The organism is Microcoleus sp. D2_18a_D3, from assembly GCF_036702455.1.
Taxonomy (GTDB): Bacteria; Cyanobacteriota; Cyanobacteriia; order Cyanobacteriales; family Microcoleaceae; genus Microcoleus.
In genome coordinates this window covers 1-21,055 of sequence record NZ_JAUBTK010000056.1, presented here as the reverse complement: position 1 = coordinate 21,055, position 21,055 = coordinate 1, and the positions used below count along the sequence as shown (strand labels likewise).

12 protein-coding genes are annotated in these 21,055 nt (G+C 46.3%); 7 read left to right on the top strand and 5 right to left on the bottom strand.

The features are described 5' to 3' along the window. Positions 1-272 precede the first annotated feature (272 nt). The 4 genes from QUB06_RS22895 (at position 273) to QUB06_RS22880 (ending at position 5,363) form a co-directional block, all read left to right on the top strand. Entirely contained in the window at positions 273-3,713 is a 3,441-nt protein-coding gene (locus tag QUB06_RS22895) for a PAS domain S-box protein (protein WP_333437224.1), read from the top strand. Between the two features lie 51 nt (positions 3,714-3,764). Next, positions 3,765-4,145, top strand: coding sequence for a response regulator (locus QUB06_RS22890; protein WP_333437223.1), 381 nt, complete (start codon positions 3,765-3,767; stop codon positions 4,143-4,145). A 275-nt stretch (positions 4,146-4,420) separates the two neighbouring features. After that, complete coding sequence (locus tag QUB06_RS22885) at positions 4,421-4,855, top strand: hypothetical protein (RefSeq protein ID WP_333437222.1); 435 nt, start codon at positions 4,421-4,423, stop codon at positions 4,853-4,855. A 127-nt stretch (positions 4,856-4,982) separates the two neighbouring features. Continuing rightward, a complete protein-coding gene (locus QUB06_RS22880; protein ID WP_333437243.1) occupies positions 4,983-5,363 on the top strand; it encodes a response regulator in 381 nt (126 codons plus the stop codon). Positions 5,364-5,923: 560 nt separating this feature from the next. Here QUB06_RS22880 and QUB06_RS22875 read toward each other — a convergent pair. From QUB06_RS22875 to gatB, 5 genes are all read right to left on the bottom strand, one after another. Beyond that, positions 5,924-7,156: a pentapeptide repeat-containing protein gene (locus tag QUB06_RS22875; protein WP_333437221.1), complete on the bottom strand. Its 1,233-nt coding sequence runs from the start codon at positions 7,154-7,156 to the stop codon at positions 5,924-5,926. A 107-nt stretch (positions 7,157-7,263) separates the two neighbouring features. Further along, positions 7,264-7,902 (bottom strand): Uma2 family endonuclease, encoded by a 639-nt coding sequence (locus tag QUB06_RS22870; protein ID WP_333437220.1) that lies wholly within the window; start codon positions 7,900-7,902, stop codon positions 7,264-7,266. A gap of 97 nt (positions 7,903-7,999) precedes the next feature. After that, positions 8,000-8,584 carry a Uma2 family endonuclease gene (locus tag QUB06_RS22865; RefSeq protein WP_333437219.1) on the bottom strand — a complete coding sequence of 195 codons (585 nt, stop codon included), beginning with the start codon at positions 8,582-8,584 and terminating at the stop codon, positions 8,000-8,002. Positions 8,585-8,623: 39 nt separating this feature from the next. Further along, complete coding sequence (locus tag QUB06_RS22860; protein ID WP_333437218.1) at positions 8,624-9,790, bottom strand: pentapeptide repeat-containing protein; 1,167 nt, start codon at positions 9,788-9,790, stop codon at positions 8,624-8,626. 509 nt (positions 9,791-10,299) lie between these two features. After that, complete coding sequence (gene gatB, locus QUB06_RS22855; protein WP_333437217.1) at positions 10,300-11,802, bottom strand: Asp-tRNA(Asn)/Glu-tRNA(Gln) amidotransferase subunit GatB; 1,503 nt, start codon at positions 11,800-11,802, stop codon at positions 10,300-10,302. Positions 11,803-12,347: 545 nt separating this feature from the next. On the opposite strand from gatB, the gene QUB06_RS22850 reads away from it, so the two are divergent. The 3 genes from QUB06_RS22850 to QUB06_RS22840 all read left to right on the top strand — a co-directional run bounded on the left by QUB06_RS22850 (position 12,348) and on the right by QUB06_RS22840 (position 20,901). Further along, positions 12,348-15,620, top strand: a complete 3,273-nt coding sequence (locus QUB06_RS22850; RefSeq protein WP_333437216.1) for a PAS domain S-box protein — start codon at positions 12,348-12,350, stop codon at positions 15,618-15,620. A gap of 414 nt (positions 15,621-16,034) precedes the next feature. Then, a complete protein-coding gene (locus tag QUB06_RS22845; RefSeq protein ID WP_333437215.1) occupies positions 16,035-19,208 on the top strand; it encodes an EAL domain-containing protein in 3,174 nt (1,057 codons plus the stop codon). A gap of 103 nt (positions 19,209-19,311) precedes the next feature. Further along, positions 19,312-20,901, top strand: coding sequence for a glycoside hydrolase family 57 protein (locus QUB06_RS22840; protein ID WP_333071186.1), 1,590 nt, complete (start codon positions 19,312-19,314; stop codon positions 20,899-20,901). The last annotated feature ends 154 nt before the right edge of the window (positions 20,902-21,055 follow it).

The window sequence follows — 21,055 nt, the reverse complement described above, 5'->3', positions numbered from 1 at the left end:
TGCCCCCGTGCCCGCCCCCACCCACAGACGATTTCACAGGCGTTTGGGACATGGGGGCAACCACAGGGGGATTGCCCCTACCAAGAATGAAACCGCCCTGCCTTAATAAGGGGGGGACAAGATTCCGATCTTTCGTCCCCCTTAAGAAGGGGGATTTAGGGGGATCGAGATATGTGCAACTTCACATTAAATTGGTATTACGCACGATGGCTAAAAACCCGGTTTCTGCCTCAATCTAAAAAATGTAATTAATTAATTAATTAAGTAGATTAATGATAGAACATACTGATGAGAATAATGGGAAATTGCAACAACAGCAACAAGAAATTCTTGCTAAAATAGCACTTTCTCTCTCCGAATTCCTCAAACTAGAAGATATTCTCAACACTACGGTAACGGAACTCAGAAACATTCTGCAATGCGATCGCGTAATTATCTTCCAATTTGCTCCCGACTGGAGCGGAAAGGTGTTGGTAGAGTCAGTTGGTTCAGAATGGACAGCAATCTTATCCACTCAGATACACGATCCTTGCGTGGGTGAAAACTATATCGAACCCTTCAAACAAGGCTTATTTACCTCTAAATCTGATATTTATACTGCCCAAATTGATACTTGTCACCGGGAATTCCTGACCACTTTTCAAGTTAGAGCTAACCTGGTTATTCCTATCCTTAAGGGAGAAGAACTTTGGGGATTATTGATTGCCCATCACTGTGCAGCCCCTCGCGAATGGCAACCCTCAGAAATTGAACTCATGCGACAGGTAGCAACTCAAGCTGGAATTGCCATTCAGCAAGCTGATTTATTTCCTCAAGTACAAACGGAACAGAGGGAGCGCCAACCAGCAGGAATTTCCCTACAGCAACTCCATACTGAACTCGAACAACCAGGCATAGAACGGACACGAGAACTCACTGAAGTCAACGAGAGCTTGCAACACTATATCACTCAAGTTGAAGACCTATATAATAATGCTCCCTGTGGCTATCATTCCCTAGATGCAGCAGGAACAATAATTATGATTAATGATACGGAACTGAAGTGGTTAGGCTATACCCGCGATGAAATTGTCCACCAGAAGAAATTTGTTGATTTAATTACCGTTGAAAGTAAAGATATTTTTGAGCAGAACTTTCCTTTATTTAAAAAACAAGGATACATCCATGATTTAGAGTTTCAGATGTTGAATAAAAACGGAAAACCCATTTGGGTAAACTTAAATGCTACAGCAATTTATGATGAAGCCGGTAACTTCATGATGAGTCGTTCTAGCATATTTGATATCACCCATCACAAACGTGCTGAAGAAGCATTCCGCCAATATGAACGCATCGTCTTCAATACAACAGATGGGATTGTGTTGATGGATCGCAACTATATTTATCAAATAGTCAATCAAGCTTATTTGAATTGGTGCAACAAATCTGAAAGCGAAGTTATCGGAAATTCTGTTAGAAATATCCTGGATGCCGACGTGTTTGATAACATGATAAAACCTCGATTAGACAGATGTTTGGCTGGCGAAAAAATTCAGTATGAAAACTGGTTTGATTCTCCAAATTTCGTCAGGCAGTTTTTGAGCGTTACTTATATCCCTTTACGTGATGCAGGCGAAAATATTGTAGGGGTAATCGTCAGTCTGCGCGATCTGACTAAACTTAAACAAGCCGAACAAATGCTTGAGCTTCAGGCTGTCATTACCCGCAACATGGCGGAAGGCATTTGTTTAGTAAGAGCAGATAATGCAGCCATTGTCTATGCCAATCCTAAATTTGAGCGGATGTTTGGCTATGACTCTGGCGAACTTAACGGTCAACACGTTTCGATTCTCAACTATGGCAGCGCATCGGTCAGTCCTGAAGATGTAAATCAAGCTATTCGGTCTGCCGTTTTACAAAACAGTGAATTCAGCTATGAAGTTCATAATGTCAAGAAAGATGGGACTCCATTTTGGTGTAGTGCAACTTGCTCTGTATTCAATCATTCCGAGTATGGCGATGTTCTGGTGGCCGTTCATCAAGATATCACAGTAGCGAAGCACCTGGAAGAAGTTCGACAAGAGGCGGAAGCAGCCTTACTACAGAAATCTAGAAAGGAAAATTTGCTCTGGAGGATTACTCAAGGGATTCGCCAATCTTTGGATCTGAATGCCGTTCTAAATACTGCTGTTACTGAAATCAGGCAGACATTACAAACTGATCGCACTACAATTTACCGCTTTAATCCTGATTGGAGTGGTGATTTTGTCGTGGAGTCAGTGGGTGAGGATTGGAGAAAACTGATAGGAAGCGATATTCAACAAAATTGTGCAGATACCTATCTGCAAGAAACTCACGGCGGTCGATTCCGCAATCATGAAAATTTTGTGGTTAATAATATTTACAGCGCTGAACTTCAACCCTGTCACATCGAGCTAGTGGAACAATTTCAAGCCAAAAGTTATGCAGTTTTCCCGATATTTTTGAGAGAAAATCTCTGGGGTTTATTAGCTATATACCAAAATACGGCACCTCGTCAATGGCAATCGTGGGAAATAGAATTACTTGAACAGATTGCCAGCCAATTGTCGATCGCCATTCAGCAATCCAAACTCTACCAACAACTTCACCTAGAACTGCAAGAACGTAAGCAAGCCGAAGCCGTGCTCCGAGAAGCCGAACGACGCTGGCGATCGCTTTTGGATAACGTGCAGTTGATTGTTGTCGGACTTGATATAAGGGGAAATGTCAATTACGTTAATCCTTTCTTCTTACAACTCACAGGATATACTCACCCCGAAGTTATCGGAAAAAGTTGGTTTAAAGAATTATTACCCTGTTCTATTCAACAATCGATTAAAGTTGTTTTCTCGGAAGTTTTAGCCCAGAAATATCATGTCTATTATCAAAATCCCATCTTGACAAAAGCGGGTGAAGAACGGTTCATTGCTTGGAACAATACCGTTCTGCAAGATTCAGAGGGAAACATCATTGGAACTATCAGCATTGGGGAAGATATTACCGAACGACAAAAGCTCGAACACATTAAAAATGAGTTCATTGGCATTGTCAGCCATGAACTTCGCACTCCTTTGACAGGAATTCAAATGTCATTGGGACTAATAAAAAGTGGGGTTTATGATAAAAAGCCGGAAAAATCTAGACGCATGATTGAAATTGCCCTCCTCGATACCAATCGTTTAGTGAACCTGGTTAATGATATTTTAGATTTGGAGCGCCTAGACTCCGGGCGGGCAATTCTGGAGAAAACTGTTTGCAAAGCTGCCGATTTGATGCAGCAAGCAGTAGATAGCACTCAGGCGATCGCTATTCAACAGCAGATATCATTAATCGTTACCCCCACGGATGCAGAAGTCTGGGCAACAGGAGATGCGATCGTCCAAACCTTAACAAATTTGCTCAGTAATGCGATTAAATTCTCACCTGCCTATTCCACAATTCATCTGAGTGCCGAAAACCAGACAGACTTTGTGCTGTTCCAAGTTAGCGATCGCGGACGAGGCATTCCAGCCGATAAACTAGAACTCATTTTTGGGCGATTTCAGCAAGTCGATGCCTCCGACTCCCGTGAAAAAGGAGGCACCGGTTTAGGTTTACCCATCTGTCGCAGTATAGTTGAGCAGCATGGTGGCAAAATCTGGGCGGAAAGTATCTTAGGTGAAGGCAGCACATTTTGCTTTACCCTACCCTTAGCCACCATTGAAGAACCCTGAGATTAATCTGTAGCATCCATCCAAAATCCAAAATCTCCAATCCAAAATCCCATGACTGACAGACAAATTCTAGTTGTTGACGATGAAGAACACCTTCGGGAACTTGTGCAGGCCTGCTTAGAAGATTTAGGCGGATGGGAAACAGTGGCGGCAGGATCGGGAGAGGAATGTTTACAAATACTGCAAACAGAACAACCCAACGCTATTTTGCTGGATGTATCTATGCCGGGAATGGATGGGTTTGCTGTGTACGAGACCCTCCAGTCCGATCCGATTACCCGATCGATTCCAGTGATTCTGCTGACAGCGAAAGTTTTGCCCAGCGATCGGGCTAAATTTGCCGAAATGGCGGTAGCTGGGGTAATTGCCAAACCGATCCAACCCATCACCTTGACGGAAGAAGTAGCAGAGATTTTGGGATGGGATGATTGACCGAAAGCATCCAGGATACACGCCCCCGGATTCATCCCGAAAGCAGACTCAGGACCCAGAAATAAAAAACCTGTATCCGATGAAACTTGCCCCCCGAATTTATCCGTGGGGTGAATGCTTCAATCGAAAATCGAAAATCGAAAATCGAAAATCGATTGACTTTCACCATTTTTGTCAATTTTTGTAACAATAACGGAATCTTTACCAATTCCTTACCGTTGCTATTTAGTCTCCTGCTATGCAGCTAACAGTTCTTGGCATTAGGAGGAGACTCAATGAATGCTTTTCAGGCTTTGAATGATGTAAATCAGGATCTCGCAGGTTCATTTTCCGGTTGGCCCACTGGTTGTCAGCCATCCACACTTTGGATTGCTCATACAGAGGAAACACCGATCGCAGGTATTAAAATTCAAGAAAAGAAGCTGACACTGATCCTTAAAGTTCACATTCCTGACATTCATCTTGTCAAATTGAATCTCCAAATCACTCCAGAAACTGTTTTAATCCAAGGTCAACATACCGAAGCTGTGGGAGTAGAAGGTTATTTCCTTCCTAGTAGATTTCAAAGTCTCCTCCCGTTGCCCCACCGCGTACATCCTGAAATCTATGGGACTGAAATACACTCGGATGGTTTAACCATTCAGCTTGCTAAAGAGTTGAGAATTCCGCCATCCAAAGTTCGGATTCAAGTCTCAAATACACATCTTTGAGCGCTTGCTTAAAGATGTGTATTTGAGACCCGATTGGCAACCAAAAAATTGATTCCTAATCAACCCAAATAAAATGAACACTTTGCAACTAGCTAATTATGAGGGCAGTCTCCTGCCCGAAAGCAAGATGATAGGGAAACAAATTCTCATCGTTGATGACCAAGAACACCTCCGTGAACTGATACAGATGTGCCTGGAAGACCTCGCGGGATGGAATACCCTGGTGGCCGAATCAGGACAAGAATGTTTACAAATCCTACAAACAGAACGACCTAACGCTATTTTGCTGGATGTATCAATGCCGGGAATGGATGGGTTTGCTGTGTACGATCGTCTCCAATCCGATCCCATAACTCGATCGATTCCAGTGATTCTGCTGACAGCAAGAGTTTTGTCAAGTGATATGACCAACTTTGCCAAAATGGGTGTTGCTGGGGTAATTCCCAAACCATTTGAAGCCACCAGCCTGCCGGGAAAAGTGGCAGAGATTTTGGGATGGGATGATTGACCGAAAGCATCCAGGATACAAGCCCCCGGATTCATTCCGAAAGCAGACTCAGGACGGAGAAATAAAAAACCTGTATCCGATAAAGGAGCCCCCGAATTTATCCGTGGGGTCAATGCTTCAATCTAAAATCTAAAATCTAAAATCTAAAATCGATTGATACTCCCCGGTAGGGCAGACGCAGGATTCTTAATAATTTATCTCTAAATTCATAGAGTTGCTGCTTCAACCCAGCTTACAGCACTTGGCAACAAGAGAAAAATACACTTTCGTCGATAAAAAAGAGGTTTTGATGACAAGCTGTCCTTGCTGCACGAATCAAATGCTGCGTCACCTTCGCCACAGTCAAGTATACTGGTTTTGCCGTCAGTGTTGGCAAGAAATGCCTGTTTCCCCTCTTAACAGCTACGGTTCATCGCCCTCTATAAATTTAGTTACAGACTTAAGGATTAAGAAGCTACTTTCTTGAGAGGCGATAGTTTTAAGGTGAAATTCCATCGCACAGGCGTGACGCCCGTGCCACAATGGAGGCGGACGAATAAAAGGGATCTTGCACTTACGGACTAAACCTCCTCAAAAATTGCGCCTCGCTGCTGTAGATTCACCTGCATCTCCTCATCGATTCCTGAATTATTCCCGAATCTGGCTGACTCGACATTCGCACCGCTGAAATTAGTATTTGTTAAGTTCACTTCCAGCAGATTTGCGCCGCTCAAATTGGCACCGCTGAGGTTAGCTAAAGCTAGACTTGCTTTGTGCAAATCTGCACCGCTTAGATCGGCATTTCCTAAGAAAGCGCCACTCAAATCTGCACCGCCGAATTTGGCATTTTGCAGGTTGGCGTCGCTGAAATCGGCATCGTTTAAGGTTGCACCCCGGAAATTTGTCCGATCGAGATTTGCGCTGCTAAAATCCACTGCACTTAAAGTCGTTCCGCGCAAGCTGCTACCCGCGAAATCTAGTGCTGGATTGAGATTGGCGATTTGGGCCAACTCTACAAAGTTGTCGGTTTCAGCAGAGATAATGCGATCGACCATTTCCTGCAATTCCGATTCAGCTTCCGGCACAATTTCCACTTCGCGCGGTTCAACCGGAGGCAAATTGTAGGACAATAGCGCCCAACTGAGGGCAGGTTGAAGTTTATTTGCTTGCAGGTATATAGTCAGGATTCTTTCTAAAATCGAATGTTGATTTGGCGTGATTTCGTGCGGCCACAAACCCTCCGCATCTGTGAGATTAATATCTTCTTTAGCAACTTCAAAAGCCGCTGCCATCCGAAATTCTTTGGCAGCTAATTCTCCCAGCTTAGCACTTTTTAGCAAACCTTTTAATACTGATTTGCCCTGTTCTACTGCAAAAATCCAAGCTGGCGTTCTATCATCGCTGATTGTGGAAACGTGACAAAATATGCTCTCTGTCTCCTTAGTTTTTTCCACCTTCTCCCCCCCCGGAACTCCCCGCTGGCTTTCGGTTGCTAAATTTTCTGCACTGCTTTGAATGGCCAGGGTTTCTTCTATTGGCAAAAGCTTGAAAGAACCGACTAACTGACGTGATGCTACGGGTATTTCGCAGTTTTCTATATAGAGTTTTAGCGTCCCGCCTTGCAGACCAAACTTGACGCGACCACCTAGCAGGGGTTCCCAATGCTCGTTAAAATTCAGGCTCAAGTGAATGTCGAGCTGCTGGGTTTGGGGTGCAACCGATGGAACTGGAATTGCTTCTAATTGCATCCACAAGCAATCTGGGTATTTGTTGTGAGACTCTAGCGATCGCATATCGGGTAGAATTGCTGGCACTACCAGCCTGTAATTGATATTTAAATTAGTTTATCATCTCTAATCGATCGCAACACAGCTTTTTTTCGCGGGTTTAAATTGTAAATTTTGTTGAATTATATCCGCCCTCATGGGTTTTGCTGAATTTGGCTTTTTACCCAATTCCGAAATGCTTTCACTAATTCCAAATAGTCCATTGTTTCTGCTTGTTCCAAAAATCTGACAATCTCTAAAACAGCCACGCTGGGAAATGCTAAACTGATCTCGCCCTCAACGTATTTTCCATTTTCTAATCTGTTGATTCTGAATCGCACTCCATTATAAATCCAAACTTCCGGCACTCCCAGATCCGTATAAACCTGCAAGGTATTTTCCGAACGGCTGGTAATATCAATTTCCACCACTAAATCCGGCGGCGGATCTTGAGTCAGGTCAATTCTTTTTTTGCCTTTAACTGCACTAATATTCTGGATGTAAAAACATTCATCAGGTTCTACACCGCTAAGTTCAGGACGTTTAAATGTGGTAGATCCAAGAGGTTCAATTCTCACCTCTAATTCTTCCGCTAAGGTTTCAACAAATCGACCCAATACTTGTTTGAAGCGTTCGTGTTCTGGGGAGGGTACTCTAATTTCCAGATTGCCGCGATTATATGTCAGTCGAATTTGCCGATCGCCGATTTCGGCAAGCAAATTTTCGTAGGTTTGCCAACTGATACCCGATAGCTGGACAATTTGTTCGGGTGGGGCGAGAGTTTTAGCGGTCATAGTGCTACTTTGGTGAAGAGTTCAATCGCACTTTTGCATTATATCATCAATCCGGGCGATGGCTACGCCCCGGCCCCGGCTTACGCACTCCTCACCTTCACTCACCCATCTGCGCCGGAAATACCGCAGATAAATCGAGAGACAAATCTGGGAAACCTGGAATTACCACAACCTCATTCGGCAAAACCACTCGTTTGACTCGATAATCGAAACCACCTCTTTGTTTTTGATAAGGTTCGCTGTGCATTTCCAGTTGAATATCTACCAAATTAAATATCCAATAATCAGAAATTCCCGATTCAGCATAGAGAGATAACTTGGTTCTCCTGTCGTATTTCAAAGTAGAATCAGAAACCTCAATTACCAACAAAATATCAGCGGCTAGAGGGTGAGGAGATAAATAATTGTCAGAACGGCGAGCAATAACTAGATCGGGTTCGGGTTCGCTCTCATCACACAAAATAATCGGTTCCTGTACACGCAGGCGAGCGCGTCTTGCCAGTAAAATGATTAACTCCTCAACTAAAAGAGTATTGCAATCCGAGTGAAACCTACCTTTAGCAGCCATAATAATAATTTCTCCGCGAATCAATTCAACTCGGTCATCGGGATCAAAAAATCCCAGTTCTTCCAAACGGTGATATTCGGCGATCGAGAATCGTTTTGCAGTTACGGCAGTCATAGCTTTTGTTACCCTCTACAATTACCAACATTTCCCATTCTACTCAAAAATCCCGCCCCTTGCCATCAATTCAACCTTCAGGGCTTCCGAAATTCCCACACAACCATAAAAATTCGCATTTTTAACCACCGTATTTTTCAAATCAGCGCGGCTCAAATCAGCACCGTTTAAATTCGCGCCACTCAAATTAACACCGCTTAAATCAGCATTCTTCAAATCAGTATTTGTCAAATTTGCATTTACTAAAATCGCATTCGGTAAATAAGCACTGCTCAAATTGGCGCCGGTTAAATTTGCACCGCTCAAATTCGCCCGCGGCAGCTTTGTCCGCAAATCAGCACCGCTCAAATTGGCGCTGCTGAGTTCAGCATCCCGCAAATTAGCATTGCACAAATTAGCATCAATTAAAATAGCAGCGCTCAGCAAAGCACCGCTGAGATCGGCTAAAGTCAAATCTGCGCCTCGGAGGTTGGTTTCGCGCAAATCAGCACCGTTAAAATCAGCGTAGTGCAAGTCAAAACCGCTTAAATTAGCCCCAGCAAAATCCTCAATCGGATTCAAACCAACTGTTTCTGCAAGTTGTACAAAACTCTTATTTTTATCAATTAAAAACAGTTCCCGGACGATCGCCAATTGCTGCTGTCGGTACTCGTCGGCCTTCTCGTAATCTGCTAAATACTTGTAAGCAACCTTCAAATTCTTGAGAGCATTGCGCTCAATGCGATCGTCCTTGCTGGTGCGCGCGATCGACAACTGCTCGTGATAACATTCGATCGCACCAGGCAAATCTCCCTTAGCATCGTAAGCGAGCGCCAAATTGCCCAAAGTTTCCAACTCAGAGCGCGCGTCGCCAGTATCCCGCGCGATCGCCAAACGCTGTTGCTGGTAATCAATAGCACCAGAAAAATCCTCCAGAGCACAACAAGCATTGCCCAGATTTCCCAAAGCATTTGCCTCACCCCGGCGATCGCCAATTTCCCGCGCTAACACCAAATGTTGCTGGTAGCAGTCGATCGCCTGAGCATAATTCAAGAGCGCTTCGTAAGCTACGCCCATATTACCCAGCGCCGCACCCGATCGGCGCTTATCGTCCATTGAGCGATACAGCCCCAGCGCTTCCTGCCAAGAACCCAGCGCCGCCTCAAATTGACGCGCCTGATATTGCGAAATCCCCTGCTTGATTAGCTCGCTAGCTTGTTCGCTCATAATGTCAAAATTAGGTAATAACTAAAGTTGATATTAATCGACTCAAAGCGGTAATTGCTAATCGGTAATCGGTAATCGGGAATCGGTATGGCTACTCCCCCTCTCCGCCAAGGCGGTTTCATTTTCTTGTAGGGGCAAACCCCCCGTGGTTGCCCCTTTTGGGTTTGGGGCAGGCACTCTTAGCACTGCCCCTACAGAAAACCTCCTTTTGATCTGAGAATGAAACAGCCGTGCCCTCTCCCCCCTCCGTATTTTCACGTCCGTGCAAAAAAAAAGACAAAAAAAAGAGAGAGCTACCTAAGTAACTCTCTCTGCCATCAGGGTGCATCTACATAACACAATATAACACGGTCGGGATGAGGGGTGTTACCCCCAAAGGTGAAGATGTTGTAAAGAAATGTATATTAATTATAAAGTTACGAGCCAGCGAGAAGGGCCAGAGGGCGGCGGGATCGGGGAAAACCGATCGCCCGCCGCTGTATCCGCTACACGATCCCCTTAACGACTGCTTAACCTGGGCCGTTAAGCTTCGCCACCAGCAGCTCATTGGTCAATTTGGGATCGGCCCGGCCGCCCGTTTCCTTCATCACCTTGCCGACAAAAAAGCCCAGCAGCTTAGTTTTACCGGCTCGGTACTGTTCGAGTTCCTTGGGATTGGCGGCTAACACGGCATCGATCGCCTGATCGATCGCCCCAGTATCCGAAATTTGAATCAAACCCTTGCTCTCAACGAACTTCTGAGGCGAACCACCGTTTGCCAGCAACTCCGGCAAAATATCCTTAGCAATTTTGCCACTGATCGTGCCGGCCTCAATTAGCCCCAGCAGTTCGGCTAAATCCTGCGGTTGGAAAGGAATTTCTGCGATCGCCAGCTTTTCATTTTTCAGATAAGCAGTAATATCGCCCATCACCCAATTGGCAGCTTGTTTAGCCACAGCACCGGCGGCGATCGATTTTTCAAAATACTCCGCCACCGCTTTGTCGTCAGTCAGCACCCGCGCGTCGTAGGGAGAAAGACCGAGCTCAGTTTCGTAGCGATTGCGCTTCATTGCCGGCAATTCCGGCAGTTGAGCTTGCCAATCCTGCAATTGCTCGGCTGAAACTTTGATCGGAGGCAAATCCGGTTCCGGGAAATACCGGTAATCGCTTGCACCTTCCTTAACCCGCATACTGAAAGTACACTGCTTGTTTTCATCCCAAAGCCTGGTTTCTTGGATGATGGTTTCACCATTTTCCACAGCTTGAATTTGCCGCTCGATCTCATAATCGATCGCCCGTTCGATCGCATTAAAAGAGTTCATATTTTTAATTTCCACCTTCGTGCCGAACTCTTTTTGGCCAACCGGGCGCACCGAAATATTCACGTCGCACCGGAGCGAACCTTCCTGCATATTCCCGTCGCCAACACCGATGTAGCGCACGATCCGGCGCAATTCTTGACCGTATTCGGCAGCTTCCGCGCCCGATCGCAAATCCGGTTCCGAAACAATTTCGATTAGAGGCACACCGGCGCGGTTGTAATCTACCATTGAATAAGTAGAACCGCTCAACCGATCGCTGCCGCCGTGAACCAATTTTCCGGCATCTTCCTCCATGTGCAAGCGAGTGATCCCGATTTTTTTTCTAGTAGAATTTCCCTTCTCGTCCACCAGTTCAATTTCTAACCAACCGTTAGTAGCGATCGGCAAATCGAACTGAGAAATTTGATAATTTTTCGGCAAATCGGGATAGAAATATTGCTTGCGGTCAAACTTACTGTAAGGTGCGATGGAGCAGTTGAGAGCCAGCCCTGCTTTCACCGCATACTCCAGCACTTTTTGATTTAATACTGGCAACACTCCCGGCATTCCCATACAAATTGGGTCAATGTTAGTATTTGGGGCATTGCCAAATTCTGTAGAAGAACTGGAGAAAATTTTAGTATTCGTACTCAATTGACAATGAGTTTCGAGACCGATAATGGCTTCGTACTGAGTTTGATTTTTTATCGAAGAGGGTGCAGCAGCAGTCATAAGCGATTTAAAAGACTGAATAACTTTAGATTTTATTTTAGCTTTTTATTGACCAAAGTGATTGGAGATTATTTGTAGGTAGCGGCGGTTTCATTGGTGTCAACCAGCCCCTCAAACCCGCATTCGGGCAGGTTTAAACCCCTGCCGGAATCGGGAAAAGCGCCTTTCGTTTAGTAGAGACAGCGTGCGGCACACACAATGCCCTGCTACAGAGTTGCGATGCGATCGACGCCCCGATCCACGCCGATCTCCTTTCGATCGCCCCCAAACAACAAGTCTGTGCAAAAATATACTTAGGGTCAGCTCCTGCCCGCACCCTTCCCTTACCCAGGAGAATTTTAGATCGATCCACCACAATTGCCGATCGATCTGCACCCCAGATCCTTTTACTGGCAGTCTTTAATAACGCCGCCCGCATCCAACGATCGGGCTCCACGCACAGACTAAAAATTAAAAATGTATAATTTAACAGGAAATTCTATATTTTTAATTTTTAAGCTTTAATTTTGAATTCTCAAAGTAACACTGGCCTAAGTGTCAAAACTATGCGTGAAATTCCAGTTAAAAGTGCCACACTGTTTCAGAACAGCATCACTGAGGTAGAGCAGGCGGAATCAGCCCTCGAACTCGCTTGGAACGAACTCGAAAAACAAACAGCAGAAACCATTGCTCACATTGCCAAAGCCGGCTCAGCAAACACACAGGAAATTAGCGATCGCTTGGCCGAGGCAAAGCAACTCCGCCAGCAACTTCAAAGTCAAAGAAAACAAGCCAACTCGCGGCGGGAATTTCACCTAGAAAACTCACCAATGGCAGTTGTAGAGTGGGACAGGGAATTTCGGGTAGTGCGGTGGTCGCCAATGGCCGAACAAATATTTGGCTGGAGTGCAGCCGAAGTAATCGGCAAATACTGGCACGAATGGTCAATAGTTCATCAAGAAGACTTCGAGCAAGTGTGCGCCGTCACAAATCAACTGTTACACAGCAGAGAAACCCGCAACGTTTGCCGCAACCGCAACTATACCAAAGATGGCTCGGTAATTTACTGCGAATGGTACAATTCTGCACTCATCGATGAATCGGGAAGAGTAGTTTCAATTCTCTCTTTTGCCAGAGACATAACCGATTTTCACCGCGCTCAAGAAGAACTGCATCGGCGCGAACAAGCTTTCAGCGCCCTCGCCGAAAATGCGACCGATATTATCGCTCGGTTCGATCGCAAACTACGCATCCTTTACATCAACCCAGCAGTAGAAGCAACAACTGGAAAACCCGCCGCAAAATTGATTGGCAAAACCAACCAAGAATCAGGAATGCCGCCACACTTGTGCAACCTGTGGGATGAGGCTTTTATGAAAGTTTTGGGTAGCGGCCAACAAGAAACCATAGAATTTGAGTTTCCCACTCGCGATGGCATAAAACATTACCACTGTCGAGTCATTCCCGAGTTTGCTGAAGACAATTCAGTAGAAACAGTTTTATCCATCTCCCGCGACATCACAGAACTAAAACAAGTCGAAGATCAGTTGCGACAAAGCGAATCCAAATTTAAAGCCATAGTGGATTCTAACATGATCGGCCTAATTTTTTGGGATCTTAACGGCAGCATTACAGATGCCAATGCCGCTTTTTTAAACACGGTAAACTATACGCGGGACGATCTGCTTTCAGGAAGAATTAACTGGCAAGAAATGACACCGCCACAATACGTGCGTTTAGATACAGAAAAAGTTGCCGAACTGAAGGCTAGAAATACGGTTGTTCCCTTTGAAAAAGAATTTATACGCTCCGATGGTAGCCGCGTTCCGGTGCTGGTGGGCAGCACTTTTTTAGAAGGAACGCAACAGTTAGGCGTCAGTTTTGTGCTGGACTTAAGCGAGCGCAAACAGGCAGAATCGAAACTGCAAAAACATCAACAACTTTTAGAGAGTATTGTTACAACAATACCTAACTTTCTATACATTTACGATGCAGTAGAAAACAAAAATATTTATGCAAATGAATCGGTCACAGCCATGCTGGGATACACTCCCCAAGAATTGCAAGATTTGGGTAAAGACGCTTTAGCCAACTTAGTTCATCCCGATGATATGTTAAAGCTAATTACTGGTATGGAGCGACTAAAACACAGCAGCAATCCCTATGAAACGGATGACAGAGACTACAGAATCAAACACAAAAATGGGGAATGGCGCTGGGTGCACGATCGCTCTAAAATTTTCAAAAGAACCCCAGACGGACAAATTTTACAATTTATCGGTTCCGTACTCGATATCAGCGATCGCAAACAAGCCGAAGAATCATTAAAACAGCAAAAAGAACTGCTGCAAACTATATTCGACAACGTGCCGGTCATGCTCGCTTTCTTAGATAAAAACGGTCAAATAAACTGGGTAAACCGTCACTGGGAAGAAGTGCTAGGCTGGAGTTTGGCAGAAATAAAAAACCGGGATATCTTGGCAGAATTTTATCCGCTGCCCGAATACCGTCAATATGTTGGAGATGAAATTGAAGCAGCAACTCAGAACTGGAGGGACTTCAAAACACAAGTTAGAGACGGGCGAATTATCGACACTTCTTGGGCAAATGTTAGTATTTCCGACGGCAGGTGTATCAGCATTGGTCAAGATATCACCGAACGCAAACGAGTAGAAGCTGAACTCAAAGAACTCAACGAAACTTTAGAAGCTCAAGTCGCGCACCGTACCGCAGAATTAGAAACTTTTTTTGATGCTTTGCCCGATCACATTTTTGTGGTAGGTCGCGACAATATGTGCCTGTCTTTTGTCAACCAATCTGTTACAAAAACTGCTGGATTAAATAGCAGAAAAGAGATGCAGGGCAAAACTATTTTTGAATGTTTCGCCCCAGAAATAGCCGCAAAATTCTCTAGGGAAAATTCGCAGGTATTTGAAACAGGGGAAACTCTGCACTTGCAGGATAAATTTGTGATATCTGGCGACACTACTTACTACGATACTTTTAAAATTCCCCTGAGAAATATCGAGGGCGAGGTTTATGCTTTAATTGGCACTTCTCGCGATATCACTGAGTTGGTAGAGACAAAACAAGCTTTGTCAGAACGCACAGACCAATTAGAAGCTGCAAATCAAGAATTAGAATCTTTTTCTTACTCAGTTTCCCACGACTTGCGCGCACCTTTGCGACACATTTCAGGTTTTGTAGAAGCGTTGAAACAGCGGCTAGAATTAACTGAGGCTTTGAGCGATCGCAAAATAGTTCACTATATGGAAGTAATTGAAGACAGCAGCCAAAAAATGAGCCTGTTGATTGACGGTTTGCTCGCCCTGTCGCGGGTGACTCGCACCGAGTTGAGGCAAATTCCGATCGATCTGAGCCGTTTGGTACAAAATGCGATTAAATTAACTAAACCCCCAACCGTCGCAGATCCGGCCCAAACTCCCCACAGCGTTGAATTTGTCGTCGGAGATTTGCCGACAGTAATGGGAGATCCAACCTTGCTGCAACAGGTGTTCAGCAACTTAATTAGCAACGCCGTCAAGTTCAGCCGCGGACGCACTCCAGCTACAATAGTTATTGAGGGTTTACCGGATGGGACGATTTTTGTCAAGGATAACGGGGTGGGTTTTCCGATGGAATATGCCGATCGCCTGTTTGGAGCCTTTCAGAGGCTCCACTCCCAGAGAGAATTTGAAGGTACGGGCATCGGTTTGGCGATCGTCCAGCGGATTATTCACCGCCACGGCGGCACGGTTTGGGCCGAAAGCCTACCTAGTCAAGGAGCCGCGTTTTACTTTAAACTAGGGCAAACAATCTCAAACGGTAGTATAGATTAGTAAGTTAAGTGTATAAGAGTTTGAAATTCAAAATTTAAAACTCTTATACACTTAAATAAGTCACAATCGGTGAGAGCATCAGAATTTTGGTGTGGCAGGAGTATTCACTGTTAGGCATGGAAGCAAAATATCTAGGCTTGACTGTGAAAGATGCTCGTACTCCTAAAAAACGCTCTTTTAAAAATTGGGATGAGCCCCAATCGGTTCGGTCAGCCCTCGACTGTCGGTGCTAAATAAAGGTCTTGCGAGTAGAGTATATAATTGATTTTGCTAAAAATAACTCAAAAAAAATATTGAGATCAAATTAACAACCACACTCAGTCTAAAAATTTACTAGCAAAAACACGAAGAACAAATTAAAAACATCCCCTATACCTTATGTTAGATATAAATCAGACAAACTATCTACTAAAAATGGTAGCGGAATCAACATTAAAATTGTTGATTATCGAAGACATGGCAGAAGATATGGAATTAATAGTGCTCGCCTTAGAAGCGGGGGGGGTAAATTTTAAGTGCGACACTGCCGAAACAGCAACCGAGTGCAGAAAACTGCTCGAAAATTGCCAGTACGATGCTGTACTCTCAGATTACCGCCTCCCCGGCTTCAACGGTTTAGAAGTATTGAAATTAATGCAGGAATTAGGGCAAGACATACCCTTGATTTTAGTAACGGGAAGTTTGGGAGAAGAAGCGGCTGTTGAGTGCCTCAAAGCCGGAATGACCGATTACGTATTAAAAGGGCGACTGTTTAGGTTGCCAACAGTCTTAGAACGATCGCTCCAAGAATACAAAATGCGGCGCCAGCAACAAGAAGCGATCGCCCAAATTCAGCGGCAAGCTCAGCGAGAAGCGATCGTCAACCGCATCCTCCAAGCCATGCGCTTCACCCTTGTACTCGACGAAGTGCTGCAAACCACCGCAGATCAACTGCACGAAGCTCTAGAAATCAGCGCCTGCGCCATCTTGCAGCCAGATACTGAAGGCGGCATCAGAATTCGCTACATCAGCTCATCAGCCGACAGAGAACGGTTCGTCGGGCTAAATTGCAAAGTGGCCGAGCACTACCGATCCGGGCTCGCGGCCGGGGAAACCCTGATCATCGACGAGTTATCGACACTGTGCCCGTCGCTGCAAGAATCAGCAGAGTTGGTAGGGTTTCGCGCCGTCGCGATCGCCCCACTGCTCTACCAGGAGTCATTTTTGGGAGGAATTGCCCTCTATCAGTGCGATCGGGCGCGCTCTTGGAGCGCAGAAGAACTGTCGCTACTCAAAGCCATAGCCGATCAGTGCGCGATCGCGATCCACCAAGCCGAACTCTACCAACAAGCCCAAACCGAACTTGCAGAACGCAAGCGCGCCGAAGCAGCAGTCTGCGGCATCCAGCAGCAGCTAGCCACAATGGCAGCCAACATTCCCGGCTCAGTCTACCGCACCGTGCTGCATCCAGATGGCACAATGTCCCTGCCCTACATCAGTCCGGGCGTGCGCGAAGTTACTGGGTTCGGGGCCGAAGAAGTGATTTCGCACCCGGAACTCTTGACCGAAATCATCCATCCAGAGGACAAAAGCTCGTGTGACAGCAGGGTAGCAGCATCGAAAGCGACTCTTTTGCCGTGCGATCGCCAGTACCGGATCGTTCTGAGATCAGGGGAGGTCAAGTGGGTGCAAGACAGCGCTAAATTTTCCAAAAATGAAAACGGCGACGTAATTATAGACGGAGTAGCCCTGGACATCAGCGATCGCAAACAAGCAGAATCAGCCCTGCGCCAAAGCGAACAGCGATTTCGCTCGCTGATTGAAAACGCCACAGACATCACGATCATTCTCGACGCCGAAGGAATCTTCCGCTACATCAGCCCTTCCGTCAAGCGAATTTTAGGATACGCGCCCCACCAGGCGATCGGCCGCAGTGCCTTAGAAATAGTTCACCCCGACGACTGTGCCACGATCGCCGAAACCCTCCACAAAGCCATTGAAAACCCCAAAAGAAGCCAGTGCCCAGTTGAGTACCGAGTCCGCCACCGCAACGGTTCCTGGTGTTATGTAGAAGCTGTAGCCACCAACTTGCTGTATGATCCCGCAGTCGAGGGAATCGTGATTAACTGTCACGATATCACTCAGCGCAAACTCGCCGAAGAACAACTGCTGCACGATGCTTTTCACGACGCCCTCACCGGATTGCCTAACCGATCGCTATTTACCGATCGGCTGGAACACGCTCTGAGGATGGCAAAACGGCGCAAAGACTACTTGTTCGCCGTGCTGTTTCTCGATTTAGATAGATTTAAAGTAGTTAACGATTCCCTCGGCCACGCCATCGGCGATCAGTTGCTAGTATCGATCGCGCGGCGTCTGGAAGCTTGTCTGAAGGTCGGAGATACAGTAGCCCGCCTCGGAGGAGACGAGTTCGTGCTGTTGCTAGAAGACATCGAGGGCATCAATGAAGCTACCACCATTGTCAACCGCCTGCAAAAGAAAATCACCTCCCCTCTCCTTCTAGACGGACACGAAGTATTTATCACCGCCAGCATCGGGATAGCTTTGAGTTCTGGGGAATACCTGGAACCGACAACCCTGCTGCGCGACGCCGACACAGCAATGTACCGCGCCAAAGAACTCGGCAGAGCCCGACACGAAGTTTTCAACAGTTCCATGCACGCCCACGCTTTGCGGCTGTTGCAGCTAGAAAACGACCTGCGGCGGGCGATCGAATCAATTAGAGAGCCGGCCAGAGAAGAAGACTTTCCCCCATCCCCCGCATCAGCCTTACCTCCCTTATCCGCAGCGCCCCAGTTTATTATTCACTACCAGCCGATCGTGTCGATCGCCACTAACACAATTACCAGTTTTGAGGCCCTAGTGCGCTGGCAGCATCCAGAACGCGGCTTAGTTTCCCCCGGCGAATTCATCACCATCGCCGAAGAAACCGGCTTGATCGTACCCCTCGGCCGCTGGGTACTTCGCACAGCTTGCCACCAAATCGGCCAGTGGCAGCAGCTATTTCCCAGCAACCCCCCCTTGAGCGTTAGCGTCAACATTTCTGTCAAACAGTTTTCTCAGCCAGATTTAATCGAATACATCGACCAAGTTCTCGCAGAAACTAAACTCGATGGCAGCAGTTTAAAACTAGAAATTACCGAAAGCGTACTCATAGAAAATTCCGAATCAGTAACAGCAATGCTGGTGCAGCTCAGAACCCGAAACATACACTTGTGCATTGACGACTTCGGCACCGGCTATTCATCGCTTTCCTACCTGCACCGCTTCCCCACCAATACCTTAAAAATAGACCGCTCTTTTGTTAGCAGGATGGGAGGTGAGTTCGATTTCAGTAAAGGAGGCATTGACCCGACAGAAATTGTGCGGTCGATCGTTACTTTGTCGCACAATTTAGGCATGGATGTAGTAGCCGAAGGAGTCGAAGAAGCCTCGCAACTATCTATACTAAAAGGGTTAAAATGTGAGTACGCCCAGGGATTCTTTTTCTCAAAGGCAGTAGACTCTCAAACAGCAGCAGCCCTCATCCGACAGCAAGCAGAAAATCAGAATTTGCTGACATTTAGTTTGTTAGAGAAAGGCCATTAAAAAAACACGGCATTTTCTGAGTCCCGTTTCAGCATAAAATCTTAAAATATTTTAAAGCTGTGCCTAACTGGCGTCAGTTAATAACTACGGCATCCAAATCATTATGACTATTGGCTACCTCGCCCTCGTTCTCCACGCCCACTTGCCTTTTGTCCGCCACCCCGAAAGCGACTACGTTTTAGAAGAAGAATGGCTGTTTGAGGCGATCGCGGAAACCTACATTCCCCTGCTGCAAGTCTTTGAAGGGCTCAAGCGCGACGGCATCGACTTTAAAATTACCATGAGCATGACGCCGCCTTTGGTGGCAATGCTGCGCGATCCCTTGCTGCAAGACCGTTTCGACGACCACTTGGCTAAACTCGAAGAATTAGCCGATCTCGAAATCGAACACAACAGCGGAAACGGCCACCTCCGCTATTTAGCAGAACATTACGCCACCCACTTCTCTCAAGTTCGCAACTTTTGGGAAAAGTACGATCGAGATTTAGTCAAAGCCTTCAAAGAACACCAAGATACCAACAACCTCGAAATCATCACCTGCGGTGCCACCCACGGCTACCTACCGCTGATGAAAATGTACCCCGAAGCAGTTTGGGCACAAATTCAAGTAGCTTGCGACAACTACGAAGCAAACTTCGGCCGCCGACCAAAAGGCATTTGGCTGCCCGAATGCGCCTACTATGAAGGCTTAGAGAGGATGTTAGCCGACGCAGGCCTGCGCTACTTTCTCACAGACGGTCACGGCATCCTCTACGCCCGCCCGCGTCCCCGCTACGGCAGCTACGCCCCAATTTTCACCGAATGTGGAGTCGCAGCCTTCGGCCGGGATCACGAATCCTCGCAGCAGGTTTGGTCTTCCGAAGTCGGCTATCCAGGCGCCGCCGAATACCGCGAATTCTACAAAGATTTGGGCTGGGAAGCTGACTACGATTACATTAAGCCCTACATCATGCCCAACGGCCAGCGGAAAAATACCGGGATTAAATATCACAAAATCACCGGTCGCGGATTGGGTTTAGGCGATAAACAGTTGTACGATCCGTACTGGGCACGGGAAAAAGCAGCCGAACACGCCAGCAACTTTGCTTTCAACCGGGAACGCCAAGTCGAACACCTCAACGGCATTATGCAGCGTCCGCCGATTATTGTTTCGCCTTACGACGCCGAACTTTTCGGTCACTGGTGGTACGAAGGGCCTTGGTTCTTAGATTACCTGTTCCGCAAGAGTTGGTACGACCAAAATACCTACGAGATGACGCACTTAGCCGATTATTTGCGGGGAAATCCGACTCAGCAAGTGTGCCGCCCGTCTCAGTCTAGCTGGGGTTTCCGGGGTTTCCACGAGTATTGGCTCAACGATACCAATGCTTGGATTTACCCGCACTTGCACAAAGCTGCGGAACGGATGATTGAGTTGGGAAGCATGGAACCTGCGGATGAATTGCAGTGGCGGGCTTTGAACCAGGCGGCGCGGGAAGTGCTGCTAGCTCAATCTTCTGACTGGGCATTTATCATGCGTACAGGGACGATGGTGCCCTATGCAGTGCGCCGGACTCGATCGCACTTAATGCGCTTTCACAAACTTTACGATGAAGTGAAAGAAGGGAAAGTTGATTCGGGTTGGTTGGAGAAGGTTGAGGAGATTGATAATATTTTCCCTGAAATTAACTATCGCGTTTATCGATCGCTTTAAGTCTCGATCCCCCTAAATCCCCCTTAAAAAGGGGAGTAGGGGTTGACTTCTAACTTAACTCTTGTCCCCCCCTTCTTAAGCTATGCCTTACTCACATCTTTCTTAACAAAACTCAGATGGGTGTAGCAGCAAGGGTTAGAGCGTCGATGGTGAA